Below are 20,982 nucleotides of genomic sequence, written 5' to 3'. Positions count from 1 at the left end.
CATAACGTGAAAGCAAACATGCGAGCCAATGTGCAAGCCTTCGGAGGTCATTTGACCGCCATGGTGCTGCCAAATATCGGAGCCTTTATCGCTTGGGGCTTTATTACTGCACTCTTTATTCCTACGGGCTGGATGCCAAACGAAGCCTTTGGCGAACTCGTGGGGCCAATGATCACTTACTTGCTGCCACTTTTAATTGGTTACACTGGTGGTCAGATTGTTGGTGAAAAACGCGGCGCGGTAGCGGGGGCTATCGGTACGATGGGCGTAATTGTCGGGGCTGACATACCGATGTTTGTTGGCGCAATGATCATGGGCCCACTGAGCGCTTGGGTTGTGGTGCAAGTGGATAAACGTATTCAACACCGCATACCTTCTGGTTTTGAGATGGTGGTCAACAACTTCTCACTAGGTATTGTGGGCATGATTCTGTGTCTGTTCGCCTACGAGATTGTTGGCCCTTCAGTCACCGCAGCAAACTTATTTGTGAAATCAGGCATTGAAGCGTTGGTTGCGACGGGTTTCCTGCCTCTGTTAGCGATCATTAACGAACCAGCAAAAGTGTTGTTCCTCAACAACGCCATTGACCAAGGTATTTATTACCCACTAGGCCTGCAAGCGGCCGCAGAAACGGGCAAGTCCATCTTCTTTATGGTGGCGTCTAACCCAGGCCCAGGTCTTGGTATGCTACTGGCTTACGCGAAATTTGGTCAGGGTTTGTCTAAACGCTCTGCGCCAAGTGCCATCATCATTCACTTCTTTGGTGGTATTCATGAGCTGTACTTCCCATACGTACTCATGAAACCAATCATGATTGTGGCAATGATTGCTGGTGCGGCAACAGGCATCGCAACCTTCAACCTATTCGATGCAGGTTTGGTCGCGGGTCCAAGTCCAGGCTCTATCTTCTCTTACCTTGCTCTTACTCCTAAAGGTAGCTTCATCGCGACCATCGCAGGTGTGACAAGTGCAACGATTGTCTCTTTCTTGGTAGCAAGTGCGATTCTGAAAGTGAGCAAATCAGAAGAAAAAGAAAGCGAGTTTGAGAAGTCAGTTTCTGACATGAAAGAGATGAAAGCGGAAGGCGCAGTTAAGCCAGTTGTAGCTGCGACGACGCAAGAACTAAGCAAACCAATTTCATTTGTCGCATTCGCATGTGATGCGGGTATGGGCTCTAGTGCAATGGGCGCGTCGACCTTCAAACGCAAGCTAGTACAAGCTGGGATAGAGATTGAAGTGAAGAACTTCGCCATCGAGAAAGTCCCGAGTGAAGCCGATATCGTCGTGACACATGAGAGCTTAGAAAGCCGCGCAGTCAACGCGACAGGTTTACCAGTCGTAACGATCAAGAACTTCCTCAACGATCCAGCGCTTGACGAGCTGATGGACAAGATTAAGCAACAAACGGTCGCAACTGAGCAACCAGCCTAACAATGCAGTATGGGGCGGAACCTACCGCACCATTTAGGAGAGAAATCATGGTACAAACAACGGCAGCGGTTATCTGTGGTGAGAAAAACGTTCAATTAAGAACCTTTGATTTACCAAACATTTCAGCCGATGAACTTCTGGTTAAAAACATTTCAAACAGCATTTGTCTATCCACTTACAAAGCAGCATTGTTAGGTAGCAAACACAAACGCGTTCCTGAAAACATTGACGAAGTGCCAGTGATGACAGGTCATGAATACGCAGGTGTGATTGTTGAAGTCGGTGAGAATCTAAAAGATCAATTCAAAGCTGGTGACTACTTTGTTTTGCAACCTGCCATGGGCTTGCCAACAGGCTACTCAGCGGGCTACAGCTATGAAACCTTTGGCGGCAACGCGACGTATTCCATTATTCCCCAAATCGCTATCGACCTAGGCTGCGTACTGCCTTACCACGGCGATTACTTCGCTGATGCGTCGCTGGCTGAGCCAATGTCTTGCATCATCGGTGCGTACCATGCGAGTTACCACACTACGCAATACGTGTATGAGCACGATATGGGCATCAAAGAGGGCGGAGCATTAGCGCTACTCGCATGTGCTGGCCCAATGGGCATTGGCGCGATTGACTACGCGATCAACGGACCTGTAAAGCCAACGCTGGTGGTGGTTACTGACATTGATGCTGCGCGTTTAGACCGAGCTGAAAGCCTCATTCCCGTTGCAAAAGCCAAAGAGCAGGGCGTAGAACTGCACTACGTGAATACCGCTCAAATCGACGCTCCGGTCGCGTATCTCAAAGCACTCAACGGTGGCAAAGGCTACGACGATGTAATGGTCTACGCGGCGGTTGCTCAAGTGCTAGAACAAGCCGATGAGCTACTTGGCAATGATGGCTGCCTCAACTTCTTTGCTGGCCCAACGGATAAGAATTTCAAAGTGCCGTTTAACTTCTACAACGTGCATTACGAATCAACGCACATTGTGGGAACGTCCGGTGGTTCAAAGGGTGACATGGTGGAATCTATCGAGCTTTCCTCACAAGGTAAGATCAATCCATCGTTCATGATCACCCATGTTGGTGGCTTACAAGCTGCACCCCATACGATTTTGAATCAGCTGGATATTCCGGGCGGTAAGAAGTTGATTTACCCGCATATTGACCTGCCATTGACCGCGATTGATGATTTCTTATCGTTGGCAGACCAAGACCCGTTCTTCGCTGAATTAGACGCAATTTTGAACGCTAATAACTATGTGTGGAACGCACATGCAGAAAAAGCGTTACTTGAGTTTTATGACGTGAGCTTAACGGTTTAGTTGCAACGAATTTGTGTGGTAGCCTTTGCGCTGCCACATAATGGAGAGGTCATAATACGTTGTCACGTGAAGACGAATTACTGGAGAAACTGGACGAGTGCGAAAATGCGACTGCGTTTCTTCAGGTTTCTAACAAAATAATTAACCTCAAGTTAAAAGCACTGCTTCCGAAAGTGTTCGTTCAAGACGACCTTGTGAAGGAGTATGCTGTGGATCCTTTATTGAAAGAAGATGGTCCGTTAGCAACAACCGATGTGGTATCAAAGCTGATGTTTGCAATGGGCAAAATCTCTTTGGAAACTTACGCCGATATCGGATTGTACGATCAGGTTTTGGAGTACGTGGTTAGCCAACCAGAGAAAGTCGAATTCGCGGATGACGTGATTTACGATTTCATCAAAAACCAAGCGGTACTCTCTTCTCAGCAAGACAGCTTTTATCTTGAGTCGATCAATCAGCTTAAGTTCTCTTCGTTTGAGTCCTTTTCGCAAATGAGATACGAATCTCTCATCAAAACAGTGTTGAAGCTGTCATGTGAAATGTTGATAGAAAGAATCGAAGGGGAGATCAATCAATAAGGGTTCACCATGAAAGTGAATTTAAACGTCAGTGGTTTTGAAACCGAAGCTACCTTTCCTGATGCCGACGTAAAACGAATCCATCAGCCTCTTATCGAAAAATTTACCCGTCTTTATCATGAGAAGCAGGAACGCATTGTGGTGTTCTTGTGTGCCCCTCCGGGCAGCGGTAAGTCAACCCTTGCTGCGTTCTGGGAATATCTCTCTGAACATGATGAAAGCCAAGAGCCTTTACAAGTGCTGCCGTTTGATGGTTTCCACTATCCAAATGAGATCCTCGACAACAATACGATTGAACGAGATGGCGAGCTCGTGCCTCTGCGCAGTATTAAGGGGTCCTATCAAACATTTAATCTGACGGAGCTTATCGACAAGCTCAAACAGCTCAAAATGAAAGATACAAAATGGCCATACTACGACCGCAATTTGCATGATCCAGTCGACGACGCCATTTTGGTAAATCGGAATGTGGTTGTCGTTGATGGGAATTGGTTACTGCTTAATGAACCGGTGTGGAATGAACTGCATCGTTTGGCCGATTTTACCGTCTTTGTAGATACACAGCCTGAGTTTCTACAAGAGCGTTTAGTCAATCGTAAGATTCGTGGTGGTACAGAGCCAGAAGCTGCATTGGAGTTTTATTTGAACTCAGATGCCGTAAATGTAGATAAGGTTTTAAATCACTCAATTCCAGCGGATCTCACGCTGTTTCTGAATCAAAACGGTTCGTTCGAAATTCGATAATTCGTCCACAACTTAGGAGGTCACCATGGATATCGTCGTTGATAGCCACACCCATACTATTGCCAGTGGACATGCTTACAGCACCATTTTAGAGAACGCATTGGCAGCCAAGAATAAGGGGCTAAAACTTCTTTGTACCACCGATCATGCTCCCGAAATGCCAGGAGCCCCTCACTACTGGCATTTCAATAATCAAAGAATTTTGCCCCGCTTTTTACACGATGTAGGTATTCTCCGCGGTGTCGAAGCCAACACGCTGAATGTGAAAGGGGAGATAGACTTACCATCGTCTTCTGACCAACATCTTGACTGGGTGATTGCGAGTTTCCATGAACCCGTATTCAAGCCCGCGACTGAAGCTGAACATACCGCTGCCCTGATCAATGCGATTAAAAGCGGCAGAGTGGATGTTCTTGGTCACTTAGGTAACCCAAATTACCCATTCGATATGGAACAGGTGCTGCGCTGTGCTAAAGAGCACAATGTTGCGGTTGAAGTTAACAATACATCTTTGACAGGCAAAAGCCGTAAGGGCAGTGATTCCCGTTGTGATCGCATTGTCGAGCTGGGCAAAGAGATTGGCGTTTACTTCAGTACCGGGTCTGACGCTCACTTCTGTGAAGAGATCTCTAAGTTAGATTTGGCAATTACTTTGCTGGAAAAACACGGTGTGGAAGAAGAGAAGATACTCACTACGTTGACGAGCCGATTCTTGAACTTCTTATTGCTGAGAGGTAAGGCGAGGATTCCAGAGTTTAAGGATTTCTACTAAGTAAAATCCCAAACACATTAAACGAAGTATTTTCTTATACAGCCCTAAAACCCGCCAAGCTGCGGGTTTTATTCGTTTTGGGGAGGCGTAGAACAAACAACGCGACTGTGATTTAAAGCGTGAAAAGAAGAGTCAATGAAAAAGGGAACGAAGGCCATAATTCGAGAATATTATAGGACGAGCGGGAATTTTATTGTTCTTAATCAGTCATAAGGTTATGAGCCGCTTTTTGTGTTCCGCTGTTCAATAACGAGCGATAACAGACGAACAAGTAGGGACTGAGCTTCAGGAGAGAGCAAGCGTGCAACGGCCATTAGATCATCCGCTGTTACATGTTGAACGTCTCTTATATCTAATGCGATGTCGAGATCGGTCAAATGCAGAGAGCGCAGTATGGAGCGATATTGGGAAAGTTTCAGGTCGGATTCTCCACGCTCTATCCGTTGATACGTTTTCACGCTCATCCCTGCGATGTTTGCCATTTGTTCACGGGAGAGGCCACTCGCTTTTCTTCTCGCAATCAGTGCTTCAATAATAGGATCGACCTGCATGTGCTCTCCTGAAAGGACAGTTTTGACCTAAATAAAGCAAGAAGTGGACCAGTTTAACCATCTCATATTTACCTGTTTTGCAATCAGTATAAGAATAGCTATCTAATAAAAATGTACATATTTTAGTCAGTTATAAACTCAATGGAAAAGTATCAATCATACAAATCAATCGAGAAAAAATCTTCAATTCGCAAAATGCAACGCATTTTAGATCAATTATTTAGCGAGCTTAATGAGCAGCATCGTGTCACTAAAGAAAATGTTGTCGCTCTGACTCGACAGTCTCAACAGAGGTTGATGAACTACAAAGAGCTTTATCTTCATAAAGAATCGATAGGTGAGGTAGAGTTGCAGATTGCGTATGAAAATATGAGTGTGACTGAGAAGCAGGTCGCGGATATGGGCGTTTCAGCATTAACTTATATCATCGGAGCGTTAGATAAAGCGTATTAATAGAATGGGCAAGCTAGCTTAGATTTAGACAGTTTGGATAACACCAAAAAGAAAGGATGCAAATGCTGGGGAACCACACCCAGCATTCGGACACTCATTTACCTATAGTTTCGAACCGTAAATCAGTGTTTAGAGGTATGTGAACCGAACAGTGTCGGTACGCAGCGAATAATAGCGATATTGTCCGATCTAGGCTACGCCCCTGGAATCTAACACCTTTACTTGAACTGTAAATTAATTTGTACAACCATCCAAAATTGAGCGGTTGAGCACGTTCTTACTCTCATTAGGCGATAAAAGACTGATTAGTGATGAAAATAACAACACATCTTAGGTGAATGAGGAGAGTTGTTAAAATATATCGCTATAAGATTGACCTTTTGCTTTTCAATCGTCCTGCTTATGCCTTACAATCTTTTCGAACCAAATCCATTCACAACGAATGGGGTTGATGAATTAAGATGAACAATTTTGCTTCGAACCCAAAGTTGTGCGCATTTCATCAACGATGACATCGCCCAAAACGACTCTCAAGTGTTCATGTGCAATTGAATTAACCACCTTTTGCTGCATGTTTTCTTAGCCATATAGGGTTCTTGTAACCAAATTTTGGCTGAGTAGAGTGTTTTGTTGGGTGTGCTTTGGATGTAGCACAACTGGCGATAAATAAACGGATTGAATTTAGAGGTATTAACCGTGAACCTAAAACTTGTCGGCAGCTCCCTGATCGTTGCAGGTACTGCTCTCGGCGCTGGTATGCTTGCTATACCAATGGTGCTTGCTCAATTTGGCCTCCTCTGGGGCACTCTTCTTATGTTATTCATCTGGGCTGGGACGACTTACGCTGCGCTGCTCCTTCTTGAAGCCAGTTGCAAAGTAGGCGGCGGCGTGAGCATGAATGCAATTGCTCGCGAAACGCTAGGTAAAGGTGGCCAGTTGGTAACCAACAGCTTGCTTTACGCCCTGTTAGTTTGTCTATTGATGGCTTATATCATTGGTGCGGGTGATCTCGTACAAAAAGTAACAGCCTCAATTGGGCTGCCAACATCTACGATCGCAAGCCAAGTCGGTTTTACTCTTTTAGTCGGTATCATTGTTTCGGCAGGCACAGGGGTTGTAGATAAGCTTAATCGCGGTTTGTTCCTAGGCATGATCGTGGCGTTGATCCTGACACTTTTTGCGCTTGCACCAAGCGTCTCGTTTGAGGGACTTGATGAAGTCGTGAGTGACGATAAGATGGCGCTAATTAAGACAAGCTCGGTGCTTTTCACCAGTTTCGGTTTTATGGTCGTGATCCCATCGCTTGTAACTTACAACAAAGAAGCAAGCAAAACACAACTGCGTAATATGATTATCGTGGGTTCAACTATTCCGCTTGTTTGTTACCTATTATGGTTGTTAGCAGTTGTCGGTAACCTACCACCTCATGAGCTTGTTCAATACTCCAACGTAACGGAGTTGATCTCGGTATTAGGTCAGCAATACGAGGGTTTGGAGTTTATCCTATCCATGTTCACTGGGTTAGCACTGCTAACGTCGTTCTTAGGTGTGGCAATGGCGCTATATGATCAAAATGCAGACCTACTGAAAGCAAGCAAGCCGGTGATTTTTGTTACTACGTTTGTGCTACCACTACTAGGTGCTGTATTTGCGCCAGAACACTTCTTGGCTATTCTTAGCTACGCGGGGATTATTCTTGTGTTTCTCGCGGTCTTTGTCCCATTATCAATGACAATGAAAGTGCGTCGAGTGCCAGTAGAAGATGACAATATTTATGAAGCTGGTGGCGGCGTAATGGGAATGAGCATGATCTTCCTATTCGGCTGTTTCTTGCTGTTTGCCCAAGCAGTATAAAATCACGCTAGCTTATTTAAAAACTGAGCCGCCCGTTGTATAACGGGCGGCTTTTTTGTGTTTATAACCCAAACACAGAGGACTTAAAAAGTTATCAATATCAGTGATACTTTACCTTTCTCTGATAATCACGATAAGCTTTGACCTTGTAGTAAAACTCCTTGGCGAAAGGCTGACATGTACAGTGATTCACCCTTCTATTATATCGATGTTGATATGAATAAGAGGCTCTGTTGTGTCAAAGCAATTATCTTTTGCCATGGTTGGCGTTATATTGTCTTTAGGTGTGTTCAGTACAGAAGTGATGGCTGACCCGAAACATAGGCATGGTCATCGATATGATCACCATCATGAGCATCACCATCATCATAAACGCAAGCACAAGCATAAACATAAGCATAAGTATAAACATCGTGACGTTATTTATGTGGAGTCTCGACGACCAAGACGCAGTTACTACTACCACGACCGAATTCCTCGTAATAGTACCTACATAAAGATTGGAGATTTCACCTATTTAAAAGTGGATGATCGTTATTATCGTCGCTCCAATGACCGCTATATCCATGTTGAATTCAACTAGAGTGGGAAAGGCAGCATAGCAAGCGTGATAACAGTTTTGAGCCGAGTGGCAACAACACTAAAAACTAGGCGTTCTAAGTCTAGATACCAATGCGATAGAGGTCTAAAAACAAAAACAGCGAGCATTGGCTCGCTGTTTTTTTAGGTGAAGACTAGACTGTAAATCGGTTTAATATTTGATCTTGTTTATGCACATCTTCTTGCTGTGCCTGCATAGCATCGTTAGTTCGATTTGCAGATTCGGCGACTTGAGTCGATAGGTCTTTAATATTCACCGTATTGTTGTTGATCTCTTCCGCAACTAAGCTTTGCTCTTCCGCTGCTGAGGCGATTTGTAAGTTCATATCAGAAATACGCTGAATTGCATCACGAATACGTTGTAACGCGTTGTTTGCCAAGTCTGCTTTTTCTACGGCTTCTACAGCGCTACCCTTGCTTTGATGCATAGCATTTGCCACAGATGATGCGCCAGATTGCAGCTGCTCAATCATAGTACGAATTTCTGTTGTTGATTCTTGGGTTCGTTGCGCCAGTGTACGAACTTCATCAGCAACGACGGCGAAGCCTCGGCCAGATTCTCCCGCACGTGCAGCCTCAATTGCGGCATTCAACGCGAGTAAGTTCGTTTGGTCCGCAATATCGTTGATGACTTTTAGAATCGTTTCGATGTTGGCGGTTGCAGATTCAAGCACTTGCACTTCTTCGACAGCAAGGTCAATGCTATCGGAAAGCATGTTGATCGTTTGTGTCGATTCACCGACCACAGAAGAGCCCTCAACCGTTGCTTGATCAGCTTCTTTGGCTGCACTCGCTGCGCCTTGCGCATTATTGGCAACTTCAGTCGCGGTAACAGACATCTCGTGCATCGCGGTGGCTAATTGTTCTAGCTCTTGTAGCTGAGTTTGAATAGCACCAGCCGAATCTTTTGCACCCTCAGCGGTGATTTGAGTGCCATTCAAAATTTGATCAGAAATACTCTTCGACTCAATAATTTGCTGTTGCAAGTTTTCCATGAACGTATTGAAGTTTGTAGCAAGCTCTGAGAATTCTTGGTCAGTATCAGTTTCAAGGCGCTGTGTAAGATCGCCTTTCCCTGACGCAACATCTTTAATCGCGTTGTTTAAAGTGTCCAGCGGACGCATGAGCGTGCGAATGAGTAGAGTCAGTGCAATAACAGAAGCAATCACGGCAATGATTGAATAAATAATAGAGCTGTTGCGAAGCTCTCCTACGGCAGAGTAGGCGATAGCTTCATCAATAACTGAACCCACGTACCAGTTCTCGCCCGGGATGTGAGTCAAGTTAATCATATAACGATCGCCATCGATCTCAATGTGTTGCGTTGATTGTGTAAGATCGACCTGTGGTAGGTAGCTACCAACTTTTTCACCGTTGTATTTGCTTTGAGGGTGAGCAATGGTTGTTCCATCAGCGGTGACCAAAAATAAGTAACCAGCGTCAAACAGATTCACTTGGTTGACGAGGTCTGAAAGGGTAGTGAGCTCGAGGTCATAAAACATACCAGCTAAGAACTGGCCGTTTTCTTTTACTGGTGTGCCAACAGAGATGATGACGTTTTTTGAAGACGCATCGACGTATGGGTCTGTTACGACCAAATCGCCTTTGTTTTTAGCTGCGATGAACCAAGGACGTTGACGCGGATCGTAGTCTGGTCCTGCTTCCCAGCCGTCGTCATTTTCAATCACGAAGCCATTGCTTTCATAACCAAAGCCAATCGCAAGAAAGCTGGCTTTTGGTGTTGGTCGCTCAAGAATGTTCTGAACGTAGTTGTGTGAACTTGGATTAAGTTCGATAACTTCAGTAATAGAACGAGCGAGATCCTTTTTAGCATTCATTTCTGATTGCACGGTATTGCCAACACTGGTCAATATCTCGTTCACACTCGAGTCAATGTGCTCCTGCGTTTGGGAGCGGATCGTCATAACTTGTTGTGTCGACAATAGTGACACGGTAATTAGCAGCAAAAATGACGAGGCTGTGACAACCTTATGTCTAAATTTCATGAGCTTTCCTCTGATTCTCCCGGTTGGCTTCACTATGCTTTCACCTCTTTTTAAACGGGCGAATTCGGCATCAAGAGAAACCTATTGTGTTTGGTTATCTTTTTTATCGACATCGTTGTCAAAAACATGAGTCTATTTGTTGTCTTTTTTAACCAAATTTAAACAAAACGGTAAGTTACGACAAAAAACGTGAGTTTGATCAGATTTGTGCGCTCTGTTAATGAAAGCGTCATAATGAAAAGAATTGCGTAAAGCATAGTGTTTCAGGTTGGCGTTATTGGTGAGATGAGAGCGACTTAACTGTCGTAAAAGGGGGCGTGATTGGAGCTGTTCGTTGTAAGTTATGAGCGTTTGCTAATTAAGTGATCTGAATAGAGCTGTAGATAGAGTTTTAGACATAAAAAAGGCCCCGACAATGTGGAGCCTTTGTTGATTGATGCTTTGATTTTAGAAAATCAGATGAGCAACACCAGCAATCACAGGTAATGTGATTAGCGTACGCAGAATGAAAATAACGAACAGTTCTACAATGTTTACTGGAATTTTGCTGCCTAGTAGTAGGGCGCCAACTTCTGACATGTAGATAAGCTGAGTTACTGACATTGCTGCAATAACAAAACGTGTCATTTCATTATCAATTGATGCCGCTAAAATTGCCGGGATAAACATATCCGCAAAGCCAACAACAATAGTCTGTGATGCGGCGACAGCTTCTGGAATTTGCAGTAGCTCTAGGTATGGAATGAATGGCTGACCTAGAATTTCAAATACAGGAGTGTACTCTGCAATCACTAATGCCACGGTACCCAGACCCATAACCACAGGCAGTACACCAAACACCATGTCGATTGCGTTATGTACGCCTTCTTTAAATACCGACTGAACAGATGTTACCTGACCCGCGCGCTTAAGTGCTAGATCCATACCCCATGAGAATGTGGTGTGACCTTCTGGTACGGCGTCAGCATCTTTATCTGGGTTGCTGCCATCAATGTAGCGATCTTTCTTCAGGCTTAGCGGCGGTAAGCGAGGAATGATAACCGCAGCGACAATACCTGCTAAACAGATTGCGCCGTAGAAAGGTAGGAACAAATGCTCTAACTGTACCTGAGCGATAACCACTAAGCTAAACGTGATCGATACTGCTGAGAACGTTGTCCCGACAACAGCGGCTTCACGCTGAGTATAGAACTTATTTTCGTACTGTTTGCTGGTTAGCAAGATACCAACACTGCCGTCGCCTAACCAAGACGCCATACAGTCAATTGCGCTACGTCCAGGCAGGTTGAATACCGGGCGCATTATTTTACTCAGTAATGCGCCAAACAGCTCAAGAAGACCAAAGTTCAGAAGAAGCGGAAGGAGTAGGCCCGCAAAAATGAACACCGCAAACAAAGTTGGTAGGAGACCGGTAAGAACAAGGCCACCTGTGTTTTCTTCCCAAATCGCTTTTGGACCCACTTGGAAGAATGTCATTAATACGGCTGCACCGCCGATTAAGCGAACAATAAGCCAAAGCGGCGATGGATTGAAAAGACCGTTTAAAAATCCATTACGTAAAATCGCTGCAGGCTTGAAAATTTTGCAAAGAACAGAAGCTACTGCCATGAAAGCGATGATACTGGTGACGATAGCGATCAAGGTATCGCCTAATACTGCCGGGATGACTTTTGCCATAACCGCAACAGGGATAGTTAGGCCGCCATCGTATGAGATCGGAGCCATAAAGAGTAGAAGACCGATTAGGGAAGGGATGAAAAACATCCAAAAGTTGCCCTTAGGAGCTTCAGTAGCATTAGTGGTGTTATGCATAGTTGTCTCGTGTTACTACTAGTCAATACTTGCCATTTCCATGACATAAATATTCACTAAACATCCGTATTTAATCACAGTTTTGCGGAGGGTACCCGCAAACTGCATCCATTGCAATACTATTCATTAAATACATCTAGTTATTCAGCCGATTTGTCGGGTAATTGGTCAAATAACGTATAAGTGTATACGAATATGTTGCTTGTGTTAGAAAATTGTAGCATGGAGCGCGAGCAGCGCAGAGAATTATGGGGCGCATTGTGACTGGAATAATAAAACGGTAAACAAATGTGACTTTGATCTAACTAACTTTTTACCTGAAGCCCTGTTAGCCCTAGCAGCTATAAGGTTTTTAGCTGCGTTACAACACGATAAAACGTTTATTATGATGTGCAGTGGTGAGATAGTTGAGCTATAACCGATTGAAGCATTCGGCCTCAATCGGTTCGAGATTTTATGCTTTTTGTTGGCGACTAAGCACGTAAAGGTAACTCCAGTAGATCAGAGCCGTAGCGAAAGCCAATATTGCAGGGAAGACGAGCGTATATAATCCATATACCACGAATAGTGCGGCTCCTGCGACACCGCCAAGCAAGAATCCGAAGAAAATGAATAGGAATAGCTTTGCTTTACGTCGATCAAATTGACGACCTCTTAAGCTTTCTCCAATCATAATCCCCAGATCGGTGATGATTCCAGTCATATGTGTGGTTCTGACTACTGCGCCGCTGAATGTAGTGATCATTGCGTTTTGTAATCCACATGCTGCTGACGCTAGATATTGGCCGTACAAATCCCCTTGCACCAAAAAGCCCAAACTGAGTAGGAGCAAGCTCCCTTCTATGCACAGTGCAACACCATATCTTCGCCCTAATTTTAACGCACTGCTCTCAATAAAAAAGCCGCTAAAGGCAGCACCGATCAAAAAGCTAAATATGATGAAGAGCAGGTGAATGGAGCTATCCACACCTGTTAGCAAGCTGTTCCCTAGCTGAGTTACGGTTCCCGAAAGATGTGTTATCGCTTGATGTTGAAAGCCGAGAAGACCAACGGCATTGACGCAGCCCGCGAGAAGGGCAAGTAGAAACGCGCCATATTCCACCCAACGAGGAAGTCTGGAAATCACAATAAAACCCCACCAAATGTTAGGAGCCGATTATAACGCTCACACCGCGTTACGAAACCCCTTACAGTAAAACTCGGTTGATCATTCTCAAAAAAATCTCATTTATAGAGCTTTTGCGTTGACCGTGATAACGACATAGAGGGGGATTTCCCCTACCTGATGTGTTCCATTGTACATTCGAAACTCACCCATCCATGTTTCCTCTGTTCATAGATTGAAACCGTTGGTTGGTGGAACTCTTTATCAGTAAAAAGACCGACGGGAATGATCATGATTTCAGGAAATGTAGAGACCAATAAGCGCATTGTCGTGCCGCAAGAAGGGCAAAACTCATACTGAACCTCGCTGCCATCATCCCCCATTCGCGTATAGCAGGTGACCTCACCGTTTAAAGTTACGTGCTCTTTATCAAAGCGAGCCTGTACCCCAAACACACTGCCTGTCCGCTTTTGGCATTCAAAACAATGGCAGACAGACGTACGGATGGGTTCTCCCTTACAACGGAGCTCAACTAAACCGCAGGCGCATTCGCATGTATGAATGGTTGTTGTCATCGTGATTACCTATTCTTCCCAATACACCAATGAATTTGGAACACTGAGAGCAGTGTCAGTGGCCAGTTATGAAATCTGGGCTTGAAAATCATTTGGATACAGTCAGTTTAGTTTAATTTTGAAACACTTGAAGGGATGAAATCATTTGGGTATACAATGCTATACTCGCTTTTTCATTTATACCTTTAAACAAGGAAGTCTTCATGGCTCACAAAAGAATCCTGCCGATACCACTTATTCTTCTTATTCCGATCGTATTATTGGTCGTGGTTGTGCTCGCGGGTGTTTATCGCTTTAGTTTGTCTGATGAAGAGATCATGGCTAAGTTTCCTCAAACGGAAGTAGAAACCAATGTTATTGTGCAAGAGACGCTGGGAATTACTTCACGCAACCCATGGACGATTCAAGTACCAGAGCAGGGAGCGGTCACTTTTCTTGATGAGTGGGATAAAGAAAGCGGCTATTTGATAGGCGATTATGATGCAGGTGCGACAAAAGGTCAGGTACTCGTTCCAACTGCGTTTATTAGTCAGCGTTATATTGAGAGTGTTTCATGGATTGCTGCACCGATGATTGTAGCGACACAAGGTAGCGGTTCGTTTAACTATGTTGGCTTGTTTAAGTTTGACCCCGTGCCGAGCCGAGTTGTCCTTTTAGACAGTATTTTTGTCGGTGACCGCGTTAAATTTACCCAAATTACATGGGAAAGTGATGCCATTATCACGCTTTCATATTTAGCGCATGGTGACGATCAAGCAATGGCAGATACGCCAAATCAATTAAATTCATCCACATTAAAGCGTGTAGGGAATAACTTACATATGCAACAGTGATGAATTTTTTTTGAGTTCTGTAAAAATTCAGTGTTTTCTGCGCTAGATCTCGAAATTTCATAGTGATTTCTTATACGGGAATGCATAAGCTATGAGCCTTGTTTGAAAGGAGATAGTAATTCCCGTGTCTACAAATGAAATTACAAGACGGTTGCCGAATCTGACAAGTCGTAGAGCGCTGCTGTTATACTCCTTGCCAGTTTTAGTTGCGATTGGTGTTTCTCACTCTCTCAAAGAGTCATCTTTAACCAAAACCATCGCATTGAACCTGCCTGAATCTCAGGTCGTTGAAAAAATTCTTGATGCGACAACTGCCGAAGTTGTCACTCCCCCGAACTTCGAATATCAAATCCAAGCAGGTGACAACCTAAGCACTATTTTTAGCCAGCTCGGTTTCGGTTACAGCTCGTTAATGAAAGTAATGGAAACGGATTTGAACTACCTTGCACTTGATACACTAAAGCCGGGCAACACGCTTCGCTTTTGGCGTGATGATGCGACAGGCGAGTTAGAGAAAATGGAACTGCAATTTTCTATTGCAGATAAAGTGGTCTACCAACTAAATAGTGATGGTAGCTATGACTTTACCGATATCTCGATTCCTGGCGTGTGGCGCCAAGAACCATTGGTTGGTGTTATTCAAGGCAGTTTCTCTTCTTCTGCAAGTCGACTAGGTCTAACGTCGGCAGAAGTGAGTCAAGTTGTGAGCTTACTCAAAGAGCAGCTCAACTTTGGGCGTGATCTTCGTGCAGGTGATCGATTTGAAGTCGTTCGTCGTTCGCAAAGCATCAATGGTGTGCCAACGGGCAAGAACGAAATTGAGGCGATTAAGATCTACAATCGCGGACGTGAAATCACGGCTTACCTTCATACCGATGGTCAATTCTACAATGCCAAAGGTGAAAGCTTACAGCGCGCATTCCAGCGTTATCCTGTAAGTAGCCGTTGGCGTATCAGTTCTGGCTTCAATCCTAATCGTTTACATCCAGTAACGGGGCGTGTCGCACCGCACAACGGTACTGACTTTGCCGTGCCAACCGGTACACCAGTCGTTTCCACTGGTGACGGTACAGTAATCATGACTCGTAAACACCCTTATGCGGGTAACTACGTGGTTGTTGAGCACGGCAGCAAATACAAAACCCGTTACTTACACCTAAGTAAGATTCTGGTGAAGAAAGGGCAAAAGGTTTCTCGAGGCCAGCGTATCGGTCTTTCCGGTAAAACAGGTCGAGTGACAGGGCCACACCTTCACTATGAATTGATTGAATACGGCCGTCCAGTCAACGCTATGCGAGCAAACATCCCAATGGCGAGCTCTGTTCCTAAGAAAGAGATGGCAACCTTTGTCGCGAACAGAGATGAAATGGATAAGCTATTACGCGATAAAGAGAAAGCAGTGCTGTAACAAAGTACTTCGCTCAAAAAATAAAAAGAGACTAAGCATAGCTTGGTCTCTTTTACTTTATGCATTAGCTAGATTTACATTCCATGACCATCGCTTGTTTAGAGCTCTTAGGCGCTCCGCACTTCACGTTCATTTATCAGGTGTACGATTTCATCAACACTGTGTGGGCGAGAGTAGAAATAGCCTTGAATGTAGTGGCAGCCCATTTCAATTAATTTTTGTAATGCTCTATCGTCTTCTACGCCTTCGGCAATCAAATCCACATCAAGCAGTTCTGCCAATTGCGCTATCAAAAACACCACTTGTTCAGAGGTTGTATTTGAGAGCATGTTTTGAACGAAGGTTGCATCGATTTTAATGCTATCAATCGGATAATTGTGTATATAGTTCAAGCTTGAGTATCCCGTACCAAAATCATCCAACGCGACCTTAAAACCTAAGTACCGCAATGAGTTAAGTACCATCTGTTCACGGCCACTTTGCGAGAGTAAAACGGTCTCGGTGAGCTCTATAACAAAGTCTTTTGCTTCATGCCGATACTTTTCAACCATGTTAGTTAGGTGGTTAATATAGCGGTTAGAGTCGACCAGCTCATAGGCAGAGCAATTGATAGAGAGTTTGACTTTGTATCCTAAGTTGGCTTCTAGCTCTTGTTTCGCGATACATGCGAGTTCAATAATACGTTCACCCAACTCGATAATCAGGCCTGATTGTTCGGCAGCTTCAATGAACTCCGCAGGGGAGATGTTTCCGTAAACATTGCTGTTCCAGCGGGCTAGGATTTCAAAGTAATTCCAGCGATCGCTTGTGATATCTACGATTGGCTGAACAACGACATACAACTCTTCGCTATCATGTATGTCAGCGCTAAGTTGAATGCGCATAGCTTCAATAAGCTGCGTTCTACGGTGATAAAGGGCGCTAAGGTGTGTGTCGTAATGCTGAATTCGTGTATCGCGATGTTTTTTACAGTCTTTGAGAGCGAGACTGGCATTCAAAATTAGCTCATCGCTGTTCAACATATGTACTGGTGCGCGCGCGATACCAATACTAACAGTGAAAGAAATTCGGTTAGATTTGTCGCTGTAGCCGCTTTCAATTTTGTCGAGTACTTCCTGACACACGGCGACAGGATCTTCGTCGTAAGTAATGAAGGCGAATTCATCTCCAGCGACACGAAAAGCGTTGTTTGGCGATGACAAGCTCTGTTGAATGGCGTTTGCCGTAAACTTAATAATTTGGTCGCCGATGTAGTTTCCGTTGATATCATTGATCGATTTGAAGTTATCGATGTCTAGATAAGCCAAACTGAATGGACGAGTGGCCTGTTGCGTCAATGTCTCCAAGGTATCAGCTAAGCAGCTACGGTTGAGCAGTCCAGTTAGGTTATCATGCGATACTTCATAGCTAAGCTGATTAAGAAGCTTATCTGAACGTTCACTGACCCACTTTTCACGTAAGCTGTGAATAATGACATTGGCATAAAAGCGGTGGAAGTCGAGGATATCTTGCGCTTCCTTAGCGTGGATGCTTCGGGTAAAGGTGGACAATAAAATTCCCAGAACCTCGCCATTTTGTGTCTTTAATGGCAGACCAATGTAAGCTTGAATACCATCCTCTTGAAACATCTGATCTTCTGGAAAGCGTTTGTAAACTTGGTCCTGATAGAAAATATGTTCACCAATGTCTTTTGCCACTTTTTCACAGGGGGTGCCTGAAAGGTGGTAGCTTAGATTGTCTGTAATTTTTCCATTGCTGGCGAAGGAGATGGTATGAGCCGAATGCTGAAGATGCGCAACTTCTACAACGCAAGTGCAATGGCTCTGCAATTGTTGATGAATATCTAACGTGACTCGGTTTAGCTGAGCCGTGCCGTTTAGCTTCAATATTTCATCAATTTTGTGGAAACTGATTTGTACCTGACCCATTGAGCATTTCACCTAGCGTTGTGATTACCATATCGTGTGAGACACGAAGAATTATTATTTGATATGCATCAAATAAACTATCGGTTACTAAGGCGAATTTTTCAAATTTTGTGAACGAACAAATCATTATTTTCATGTTTTTATGCTTGAACCTCATCGATATATAGCGCTAGAAATTCAAGCTAAGCACGCTTCTCCTCTTCTAATCGCGATTTGAGATAATCGAGGAACAGCTTAGTTCGGGTATGCTGATAATCCAGCTTTGGATAGTAGGCATATACAGTGGCTTTATCCGCTGTGATATCGGGCAAGATAGGCACTAACGCTCCGGATTTGAGATCATCTTTGATCATGACGTTATTCGTCATCAGAATACCCATGCCTCTTTTGGCACCATGAAACAGCGCTTCTGGGTTGGTCGTGGCAAAGTTACCGGACAAGCTGATACGTTTACCTCGATTGGTTTTGATTTCTCGTGAGGGCTTTTCACCCCAAATCAGGACATTATGCTCTGTCAGATCCTCAACGCATTGTGGGGTGCCGTATTTTTTTAGGTAACTAGGCGCAGCGTAAAACTGGGCTTTATGTTCGAAAAGCGCAGTGGCTTTGAAACTCAGAGAGTTCAGTTGCTCTAATTCCCGGCTAATAAACAGGTCTAAGCTTAGCTCTGGCAATTGGCCTGGTAGCGTTGTCGTTAATTGAAGCGTGATGTCTGGATATTTCTCAAGAAAATCATCTAGGTAATGCACCAAAAACTTAGAACCAACCGCCAGTGTCGCGCCAATTTTCAATAACCCCGCTGGTGATTGATTGACTGAGCGAGTTTCATCTAATACTGATTGCCACGAATCCAACTGATTTTTTGCTCGTTGATAAAACAGCGCACCAGCTTCGGTTTGGCTAATAGAGCGGGTCGTGCGTTTAAGTAGCTGAACGCCAATTTTATCTTCTAGCCATTGAACTCGTTTACTGATAGCTGAGCTGGTGGTATTGAGTTTCCGCGCTGCGGCATTAAAGCTACCTTCTTCGACCACACGAATATAACTCTTCACGCTTTGAATCCAGTCCATTGTGTCTCCTTGGGAATTAATTCCTTTCCAACTTAGCTGATTATCATCTTTGAGTATCAAATATACACTGTTTGCCATCAATCTGTCACAAAGTAGGAGGAACGTTTGCGTAAAACACCATTGTTATTAGCGATGATGATCATTGCCACAGGCCAAGTTGGCGTTAGTATTTATCTTCCTTCTTTGCCATTGATTGGTCATGACTTGAATTTGCCACAACATTCGATTCAGAATCTCGTCACACTATTTCTCGTTGGCTTCGGTATCTCTCAGCTGTTTTATGGCCCATTGTCTGATGCGATTGGTCGTCGACCAGTGTTTATTCTGGGCCAAAGTGTGTACCTAGTTGGTACGGTTATGTGTATCGCGTTTTCGGACAACATTATCGCTCTTGAAGCGGGGCGGTTACTTCAAGGTTTGGGAGCGGGCAGTGCCTCGGTGCTTGGTCGCTCCGTATTGCGTGACAGTTATGACGGTATGCAATTAACCAAAGCGCTATCTTATATTTCAGTAACTGCTTCTGTGATGCCAATTATTGCTCCACTGTTTGGTGGCTGGATTGCTTTTCACCTGAGTTGGCATGCTGTCTTCGTGTTTGTGCTGATTTACTTAATGGCAATTTTTACACTTGGTTTATTGGTGTTGCCAGAAACGCTGCCTTACCCGAAGCGAAAATTTAAAGTAGGCCAAGTCAGCGCGAACTATTTGCGTCTGTTAACGAATACTCAAGTGATTGGTAGTGCGAGCTACAACTGGCTTAGTTATTTGTCGGCTCTGGTAACGCTTTCCTTGTATCCATTTTTAATGCAACAAGAGTTAGGCTTAACGGCGGCAGATTACGGTTCTTTGATGATCATACCGTCAGTTGGTTTGCTGACGGGCAGCTTGGTGCTTAATTTGATCAACGCTCGTTACAAAGCTCAGCAAATCTTGCTGATGAGTTTCGCGATTGTTGCTATTGCTGGCTTCATATTGTTGGTTACACCCTTCAGTGTATTTTCATTACTAGTGGCATTTACATGTTTAAGTTTTGCCCAAGGCATGTCGTTTCCGGTATCAATTAGTTTGTTGCTGTCGCCACATAAGCAACAGGCCGGAGCGGTTTCTGCGCTATCTGGATCAATTCAAATGTGTTTAGCCGGGTTGTTTGGCGGATACTTGGTAGATTCTTGGGTCACGAATCAAAACCAGCTTGGGGTGTTTTATTTGTTTATTGCGTTACTTTCTTGCTTTGTTCTCGTACTAAGCCAATTTCGTAAAGTACCAGAAGGGACGATTCAAGCAGAAACTTCCACCTGAATATACTTGCAACGAAAGAGGCAGCTTTCTAAAATGCGCTGCTAAATTAAGTCAGGATCATTGTGTATATTGAATGACTCAGTTTGAGAGGAAGAGGGCAATGCCTGATGCTCCTCTCAAGCTTGGGGATACATTTCTGCCCAAATGACTATCCGATCTCTAATCGTTAGGTGAAAGAATGCAACAAAACGAATTTGAAACACTGGTAAAAGAAATTACTCAGCAAGAAAGCATGCCAAAGGCACTCGAAGTCTTGAAGGCGTGTGAGGAAGAAGAAGTTGCACAAGCGGCACAATCCCTAACGGGTCAGTTTGGTCTTGCAGAAGTTGATGGCGAGAAACGTATTTACCATATTACCACTCAAGAAGACGAGTCCGGAGAAGAGCAAGAATACGTGGAGCACGTCATGAATGAAGGCGATCACTTGATCAAATTTGCTGCGTGGTTCTTTGAAACATTCTTTGAAATCAAACAGAAAGATACGTACGTCGCAGCGGGTAAAACATACCAGCAACCTAAGCGATAGGCGCCCGTTTCGAAAAAGTAATCAGAACTAACCTGAAAGTTAATTACAAAATAAATGTGACGCCAGTCTTGTTTTTATCTAATTGTGGTGTAAAATTACAACATAGTTAAGTCAATAT

19 protein-coding genes are annotated in these 20,982 nt (G+C 44.2%); 12 read left to right on the top strand and 7 right to left on the bottom strand.

The features are described from left to right. The first annotated feature begins 6 nt into the window (after positions 1 to 6). From D8S93_RS14965 to D8S93_RS14945, 5 genes are read left to right on the top strand one after another with little or no spacing between them, the layout of a single operon-like run. Positions 7 to 1,431 (top strand): PTS mannitol transporter subunit IICB, encoded by a 1,425-nt coding sequence (locus D8S93_RS14965; RefSeq protein WP_319803007.1) that lies wholly within the window; start codon positions 7 to 9, stop codon positions 1,429 to 1,431. Positions 1,432 to 1,478: 47 nt separating this feature from the next. After that, positions 1,479 to 2,750, top strand: a complete 1,272-nt coding sequence (locus tag D8S93_RS14960) for a zinc-binding dehydrogenase (RefSeq protein WP_152814003.1) — start codon at positions 1,479 to 1,481, stop codon at positions 2,748 to 2,750. Between the two features lie 59 nt (positions 2,751 to 2,809). Further along, positions 2,810 to 3,328 carry an MltR family transcriptional regulator gene (locus D8S93_RS14955; RefSeq protein ID WP_031780192.1) on the top strand — a complete coding sequence of 173 codons (519 nt, stop codon included), beginning with the start codon at positions 2,810 to 2,812 and terminating at the stop codon, positions 3,326 to 3,328. 9 nt (positions 3,329 to 3,337) lie between these two features. Beyond that, positions 3,338 to 4,072 carry a nucleoside/nucleotide kinase family protein gene (locus D8S93_RS14950; protein WP_152814001.1) on the top strand — a complete coding sequence of 245 codons (735 nt, stop codon included), beginning with the start codon at positions 3,338 to 3,340 and terminating at the stop codon, positions 4,070 to 4,072. 25 nt (positions 4,073 to 4,097) lie between these two features. Then, positions 4,098 to 4,844: a phosphatase gene (locus tag D8S93_RS14945; RefSeq protein WP_152813998.1), complete on the top strand. Its 747-nt coding sequence runs from the start codon at positions 4,098 to 4,100 to the stop codon at positions 4,842 to 4,844. 215 nt (positions 4,845 to 5,059) lie between these two features. Here D8S93_RS14945 and D8S93_RS14940 read toward each other — a convergent pair whose 3' ends face one another. Further along, positions 5,060 to 5,395, bottom strand: a complete 336-nt coding sequence (locus D8S93_RS14940; RefSeq protein ID WP_005391220.1) for a helix-turn-helix domain-containing protein — start codon at positions 5,393 to 5,395, stop codon at positions 5,060 to 5,062. A 141-nt stretch (positions 5,396 to 5,536) separates the two neighbouring features. Between D8S93_RS14940 and D8S93_RS14935 the strand changes: the two genes are divergently transcribed. The 3 genes from D8S93_RS14935 (at position 5,537) to D8S93_RS14925 (ending at position 8,285) form a co-directional block, all read left to right on the top strand. Then, positions 5,537 to 5,848 (top strand): hypothetical protein, encoded by a 312-nt coding sequence (locus D8S93_RS14935; RefSeq protein ID WP_047008388.1) that lies wholly within the window; start codon positions 5,537 to 5,539, stop codon positions 5,846 to 5,848. Between the two features lie 696 nt (positions 5,849 to 6,544). Beyond that, positions 6,545 to 7,702 (top strand): amino acid permease, encoded by a 1,158-nt coding sequence (locus D8S93_RS14930; protein WP_005391218.1) that lies wholly within the window; start codon positions 6,545 to 6,547, stop codon positions 7,700 to 7,702. Between the two features lie 235 nt (positions 7,703 to 7,937). Continuing rightward, entirely contained in the window at positions 7,938 to 8,285 is a 348-nt protein-coding gene (locus D8S93_RS14925; RefSeq protein WP_082244876.1) for a hypothetical protein, read from the top strand. A gap of 151 nt (positions 8,286 to 8,436) precedes the next feature. On the opposite strand, the gene D8S93_RS14920 is transcribed toward D8S93_RS14925, so the two are convergent. The 4 genes from D8S93_RS14920 to D8S93_RS14900 form a co-directional block, all read right to left on the bottom strand. Next, positions 8,437 to 10,308, bottom strand: a complete 1,872-nt coding sequence (locus D8S93_RS14920; RefSeq protein ID WP_152813995.1) for a methyl-accepting chemotaxis protein — start codon at positions 10,306 to 10,308, stop codon at positions 8,437 to 8,439. A 447-nt stretch (positions 10,309 to 10,755) separates the two neighbouring features. Next, complete coding sequence (locus tag D8S93_RS14915) at positions 10,756 to 12,120, bottom strand: YjiH family protein (protein ID WP_031780191.1); 1,365 nt, start codon at positions 12,118 to 12,120, stop codon at positions 10,756 to 10,758. Positions 12,121 to 12,574: 454 nt separating this feature from the next. Beyond that, the gene (locus tag D8S93_RS14905; protein ID WP_319803006.1) at positions 12,575 to 13,246 is read right to left on the bottom strand and encodes a YoaK family protein; all 672 of its coding nucleotides are present in this window, start codon (positions 13,244 to 13,246) and stop codon (positions 12,575 to 12,577) included. Positions 13,247 to 13,398: 152 nt separating this feature from the next. Further along, positions 13,399 to 13,800, bottom strand: a complete 402-nt coding sequence (locus D8S93_RS14900; RefSeq protein ID WP_012842460.1) for a GFA family protein — start codon at positions 13,798 to 13,800, stop codon at positions 13,399 to 13,401. 203 nt (positions 13,801 to 14,003) lie between these two features. On the opposite strand from D8S93_RS14900, the gene D8S93_RS14895 reads away from it, so the two are divergent. Next, positions 14,004 to 14,633: a hypothetical protein gene (locus D8S93_RS14895; RefSeq protein ID WP_152813993.1), complete on the top strand. Its 630-nt coding sequence runs from the start codon at positions 14,004 to 14,006 to the stop codon at positions 14,631 to 14,633. A 124-nt stretch (positions 14,634 to 14,757) separates the two neighbouring features. Further along, the gene (locus D8S93_RS14890; RefSeq protein WP_074189911.1) at positions 14,758 to 16,041 is read left to right on the top strand and encodes a peptidoglycan DD-metalloendopeptidase family protein; all 1,284 of its coding nucleotides are present in this window, start codon (positions 14,758 to 14,760) and stop codon (positions 16,039 to 16,041) included. Positions 16,042 to 16,148: 107 nt separating this feature from the next. On the opposite strand, the gene D8S93_RS14885 is transcribed toward D8S93_RS14890, so the two are convergent. Both D8S93_RS14885 and D8S93_RS14880 read right to left on the bottom strand, forming a co-directional pair. Beyond that, positions 16,149 to 17,969, bottom strand: coding sequence for a putative bifunctional diguanylate cyclase/phosphodiesterase (locus tag D8S93_RS14885; RefSeq protein WP_152813991.1), 1,821 nt, complete (start codon positions 17,967 to 17,969; stop codon positions 16,149 to 16,151). Positions 17,970 to 18,151: 182 nt separating this feature from the next. After that, positions 18,152 to 19,039, bottom strand: coding sequence for a LysR family transcriptional regulator (locus D8S93_RS14880; RefSeq protein ID WP_005391202.1), 888 nt, complete (start codon positions 19,037 to 19,039; stop codon positions 18,152 to 18,154). A gap of 105 nt (positions 19,040 to 19,144) precedes the next feature. Here D8S93_RS14880 and D8S93_RS14875 point away from each other — a divergent pair, with 105 nt between their 5' ends. Next, positions 19,145 to 20,338 (top strand): multidrug effflux MFS transporter, encoded by a 1,194-nt coding sequence (locus D8S93_RS14875; RefSeq protein WP_053809572.1) that lies wholly within the window; start codon positions 19,145 to 19,147, stop codon positions 20,336 to 20,338. Positions 20,339 to 20,516: 178 nt separating this feature from the next. Further along, positions 20,517 to 20,864: a hypothetical protein gene (locus D8S93_RS14870; RefSeq protein ID WP_005391198.1), complete on the top strand. Its 348-nt coding sequence runs from the start codon at positions 20,517 to 20,519 to the stop codon at positions 20,862 to 20,864. The last annotated feature ends 118 nt before the right edge of the window (positions 20,865 to 20,982 follow it).

It is taken from the genome of Vibrio sp. VGrn 2 (assembly GCF_009361695.1).
Taxonomy (GTDB): Bacteria; Pseudomonadota; Gammaproteobacteria; order Enterobacterales; family Vibrionaceae; genus Vibrio; species Vibrio diabolicus.
Note: the sequence above shows the minus strand (reverse complement) of the source record. Positions and strands in the feature narration are given on the sequence as shown.

What these genes read in the sequence shown, in the direction of transcription:
- D8S93_RS14900 (WP_012842460.1), bottom strand. Translation starts at nt 13,800, where the DNA reads ATGACAACAACCATTCATACATGCGAATGCGCCTGCGGTTTAGTTGAG.
- D8S93_RS14945 (WP_152813998.1), top strand. Translation starts at nt 4,098, where the DNA reads ATGGATATCGTCGTTGATAGCCACACCCATACTATTGCCAGTGGACAT.
- D8S93_RS14940 (WP_005391220.1), bottom strand. Translation starts at nt 5,395, where the DNA reads ATGCAGGTCGATCCTATTATTGAAGCACTGATTGCGAGAAGAAAAGCG.
- D8S93_RS14880 (WP_005391202.1), bottom strand. Translation starts at nt 19,039, where the DNA reads ATGGACTGGATTCAAAGCGTGAAGAGTTATATTCGTGTGGTCGAAGAA.
- D8S93_RS14915 (WP_031780191.1), bottom strand. Translation starts at nt 12,120, where the DNA reads ATGCATAACACCACTAATGCTACTGAAGCTCCTAAGGGCAACTTTTGG.
- D8S93_RS14895 (WP_152813993.1), top strand. Translation starts at nt 14,004, where the DNA reads ATGGCTCACAAAAGAATCCTGCCGATACCACTTATTCTTCTTATTCCG.
- D8S93_RS14935 (WP_047008388.1), top strand. Translation starts at nt 5,537, where the DNA reads ATGGAAAAGTATCAATCATACAAATCAATCGAGAAAAAATCTTCAATT.
- D8S93_RS14950 (WP_152814001.1), top strand. Translation starts at nt 3,338, where the DNA reads ATGAAAGTGAATTTAAACGTCAGTGGTTTTGAAACCGAAGCTACCTTT.
- D8S93_RS14920 (WP_152813995.1), bottom strand. Translation starts at nt 10,308, where the DNA reads ATGAAATTTAGACATAAGGTTGTCACAGCCTCGTCATTTTTGCTGCTA.
- D8S93_RS14870 (WP_005391198.1), top strand. Translation starts at nt 20,517, where the DNA reads ATGCAACAAAACGAATTTGAAACACTGGTAAAAGAAATTACTCAGCAA.
- D8S93_RS14885 (WP_152813991.1), bottom strand. Translation starts at nt 17,969, where the DNA reads ATGGGTCAGGTACAAATCAGTTTCCACAAAATTGATGAAATATTGAAG.
- D8S93_RS14960 (WP_152814003.1), top strand. Translation starts at nt 1,479, where the DNA reads ATGGTACAAACAACGGCAGCGGTTATCTGTGGTGAGAAAAACGTTCAA.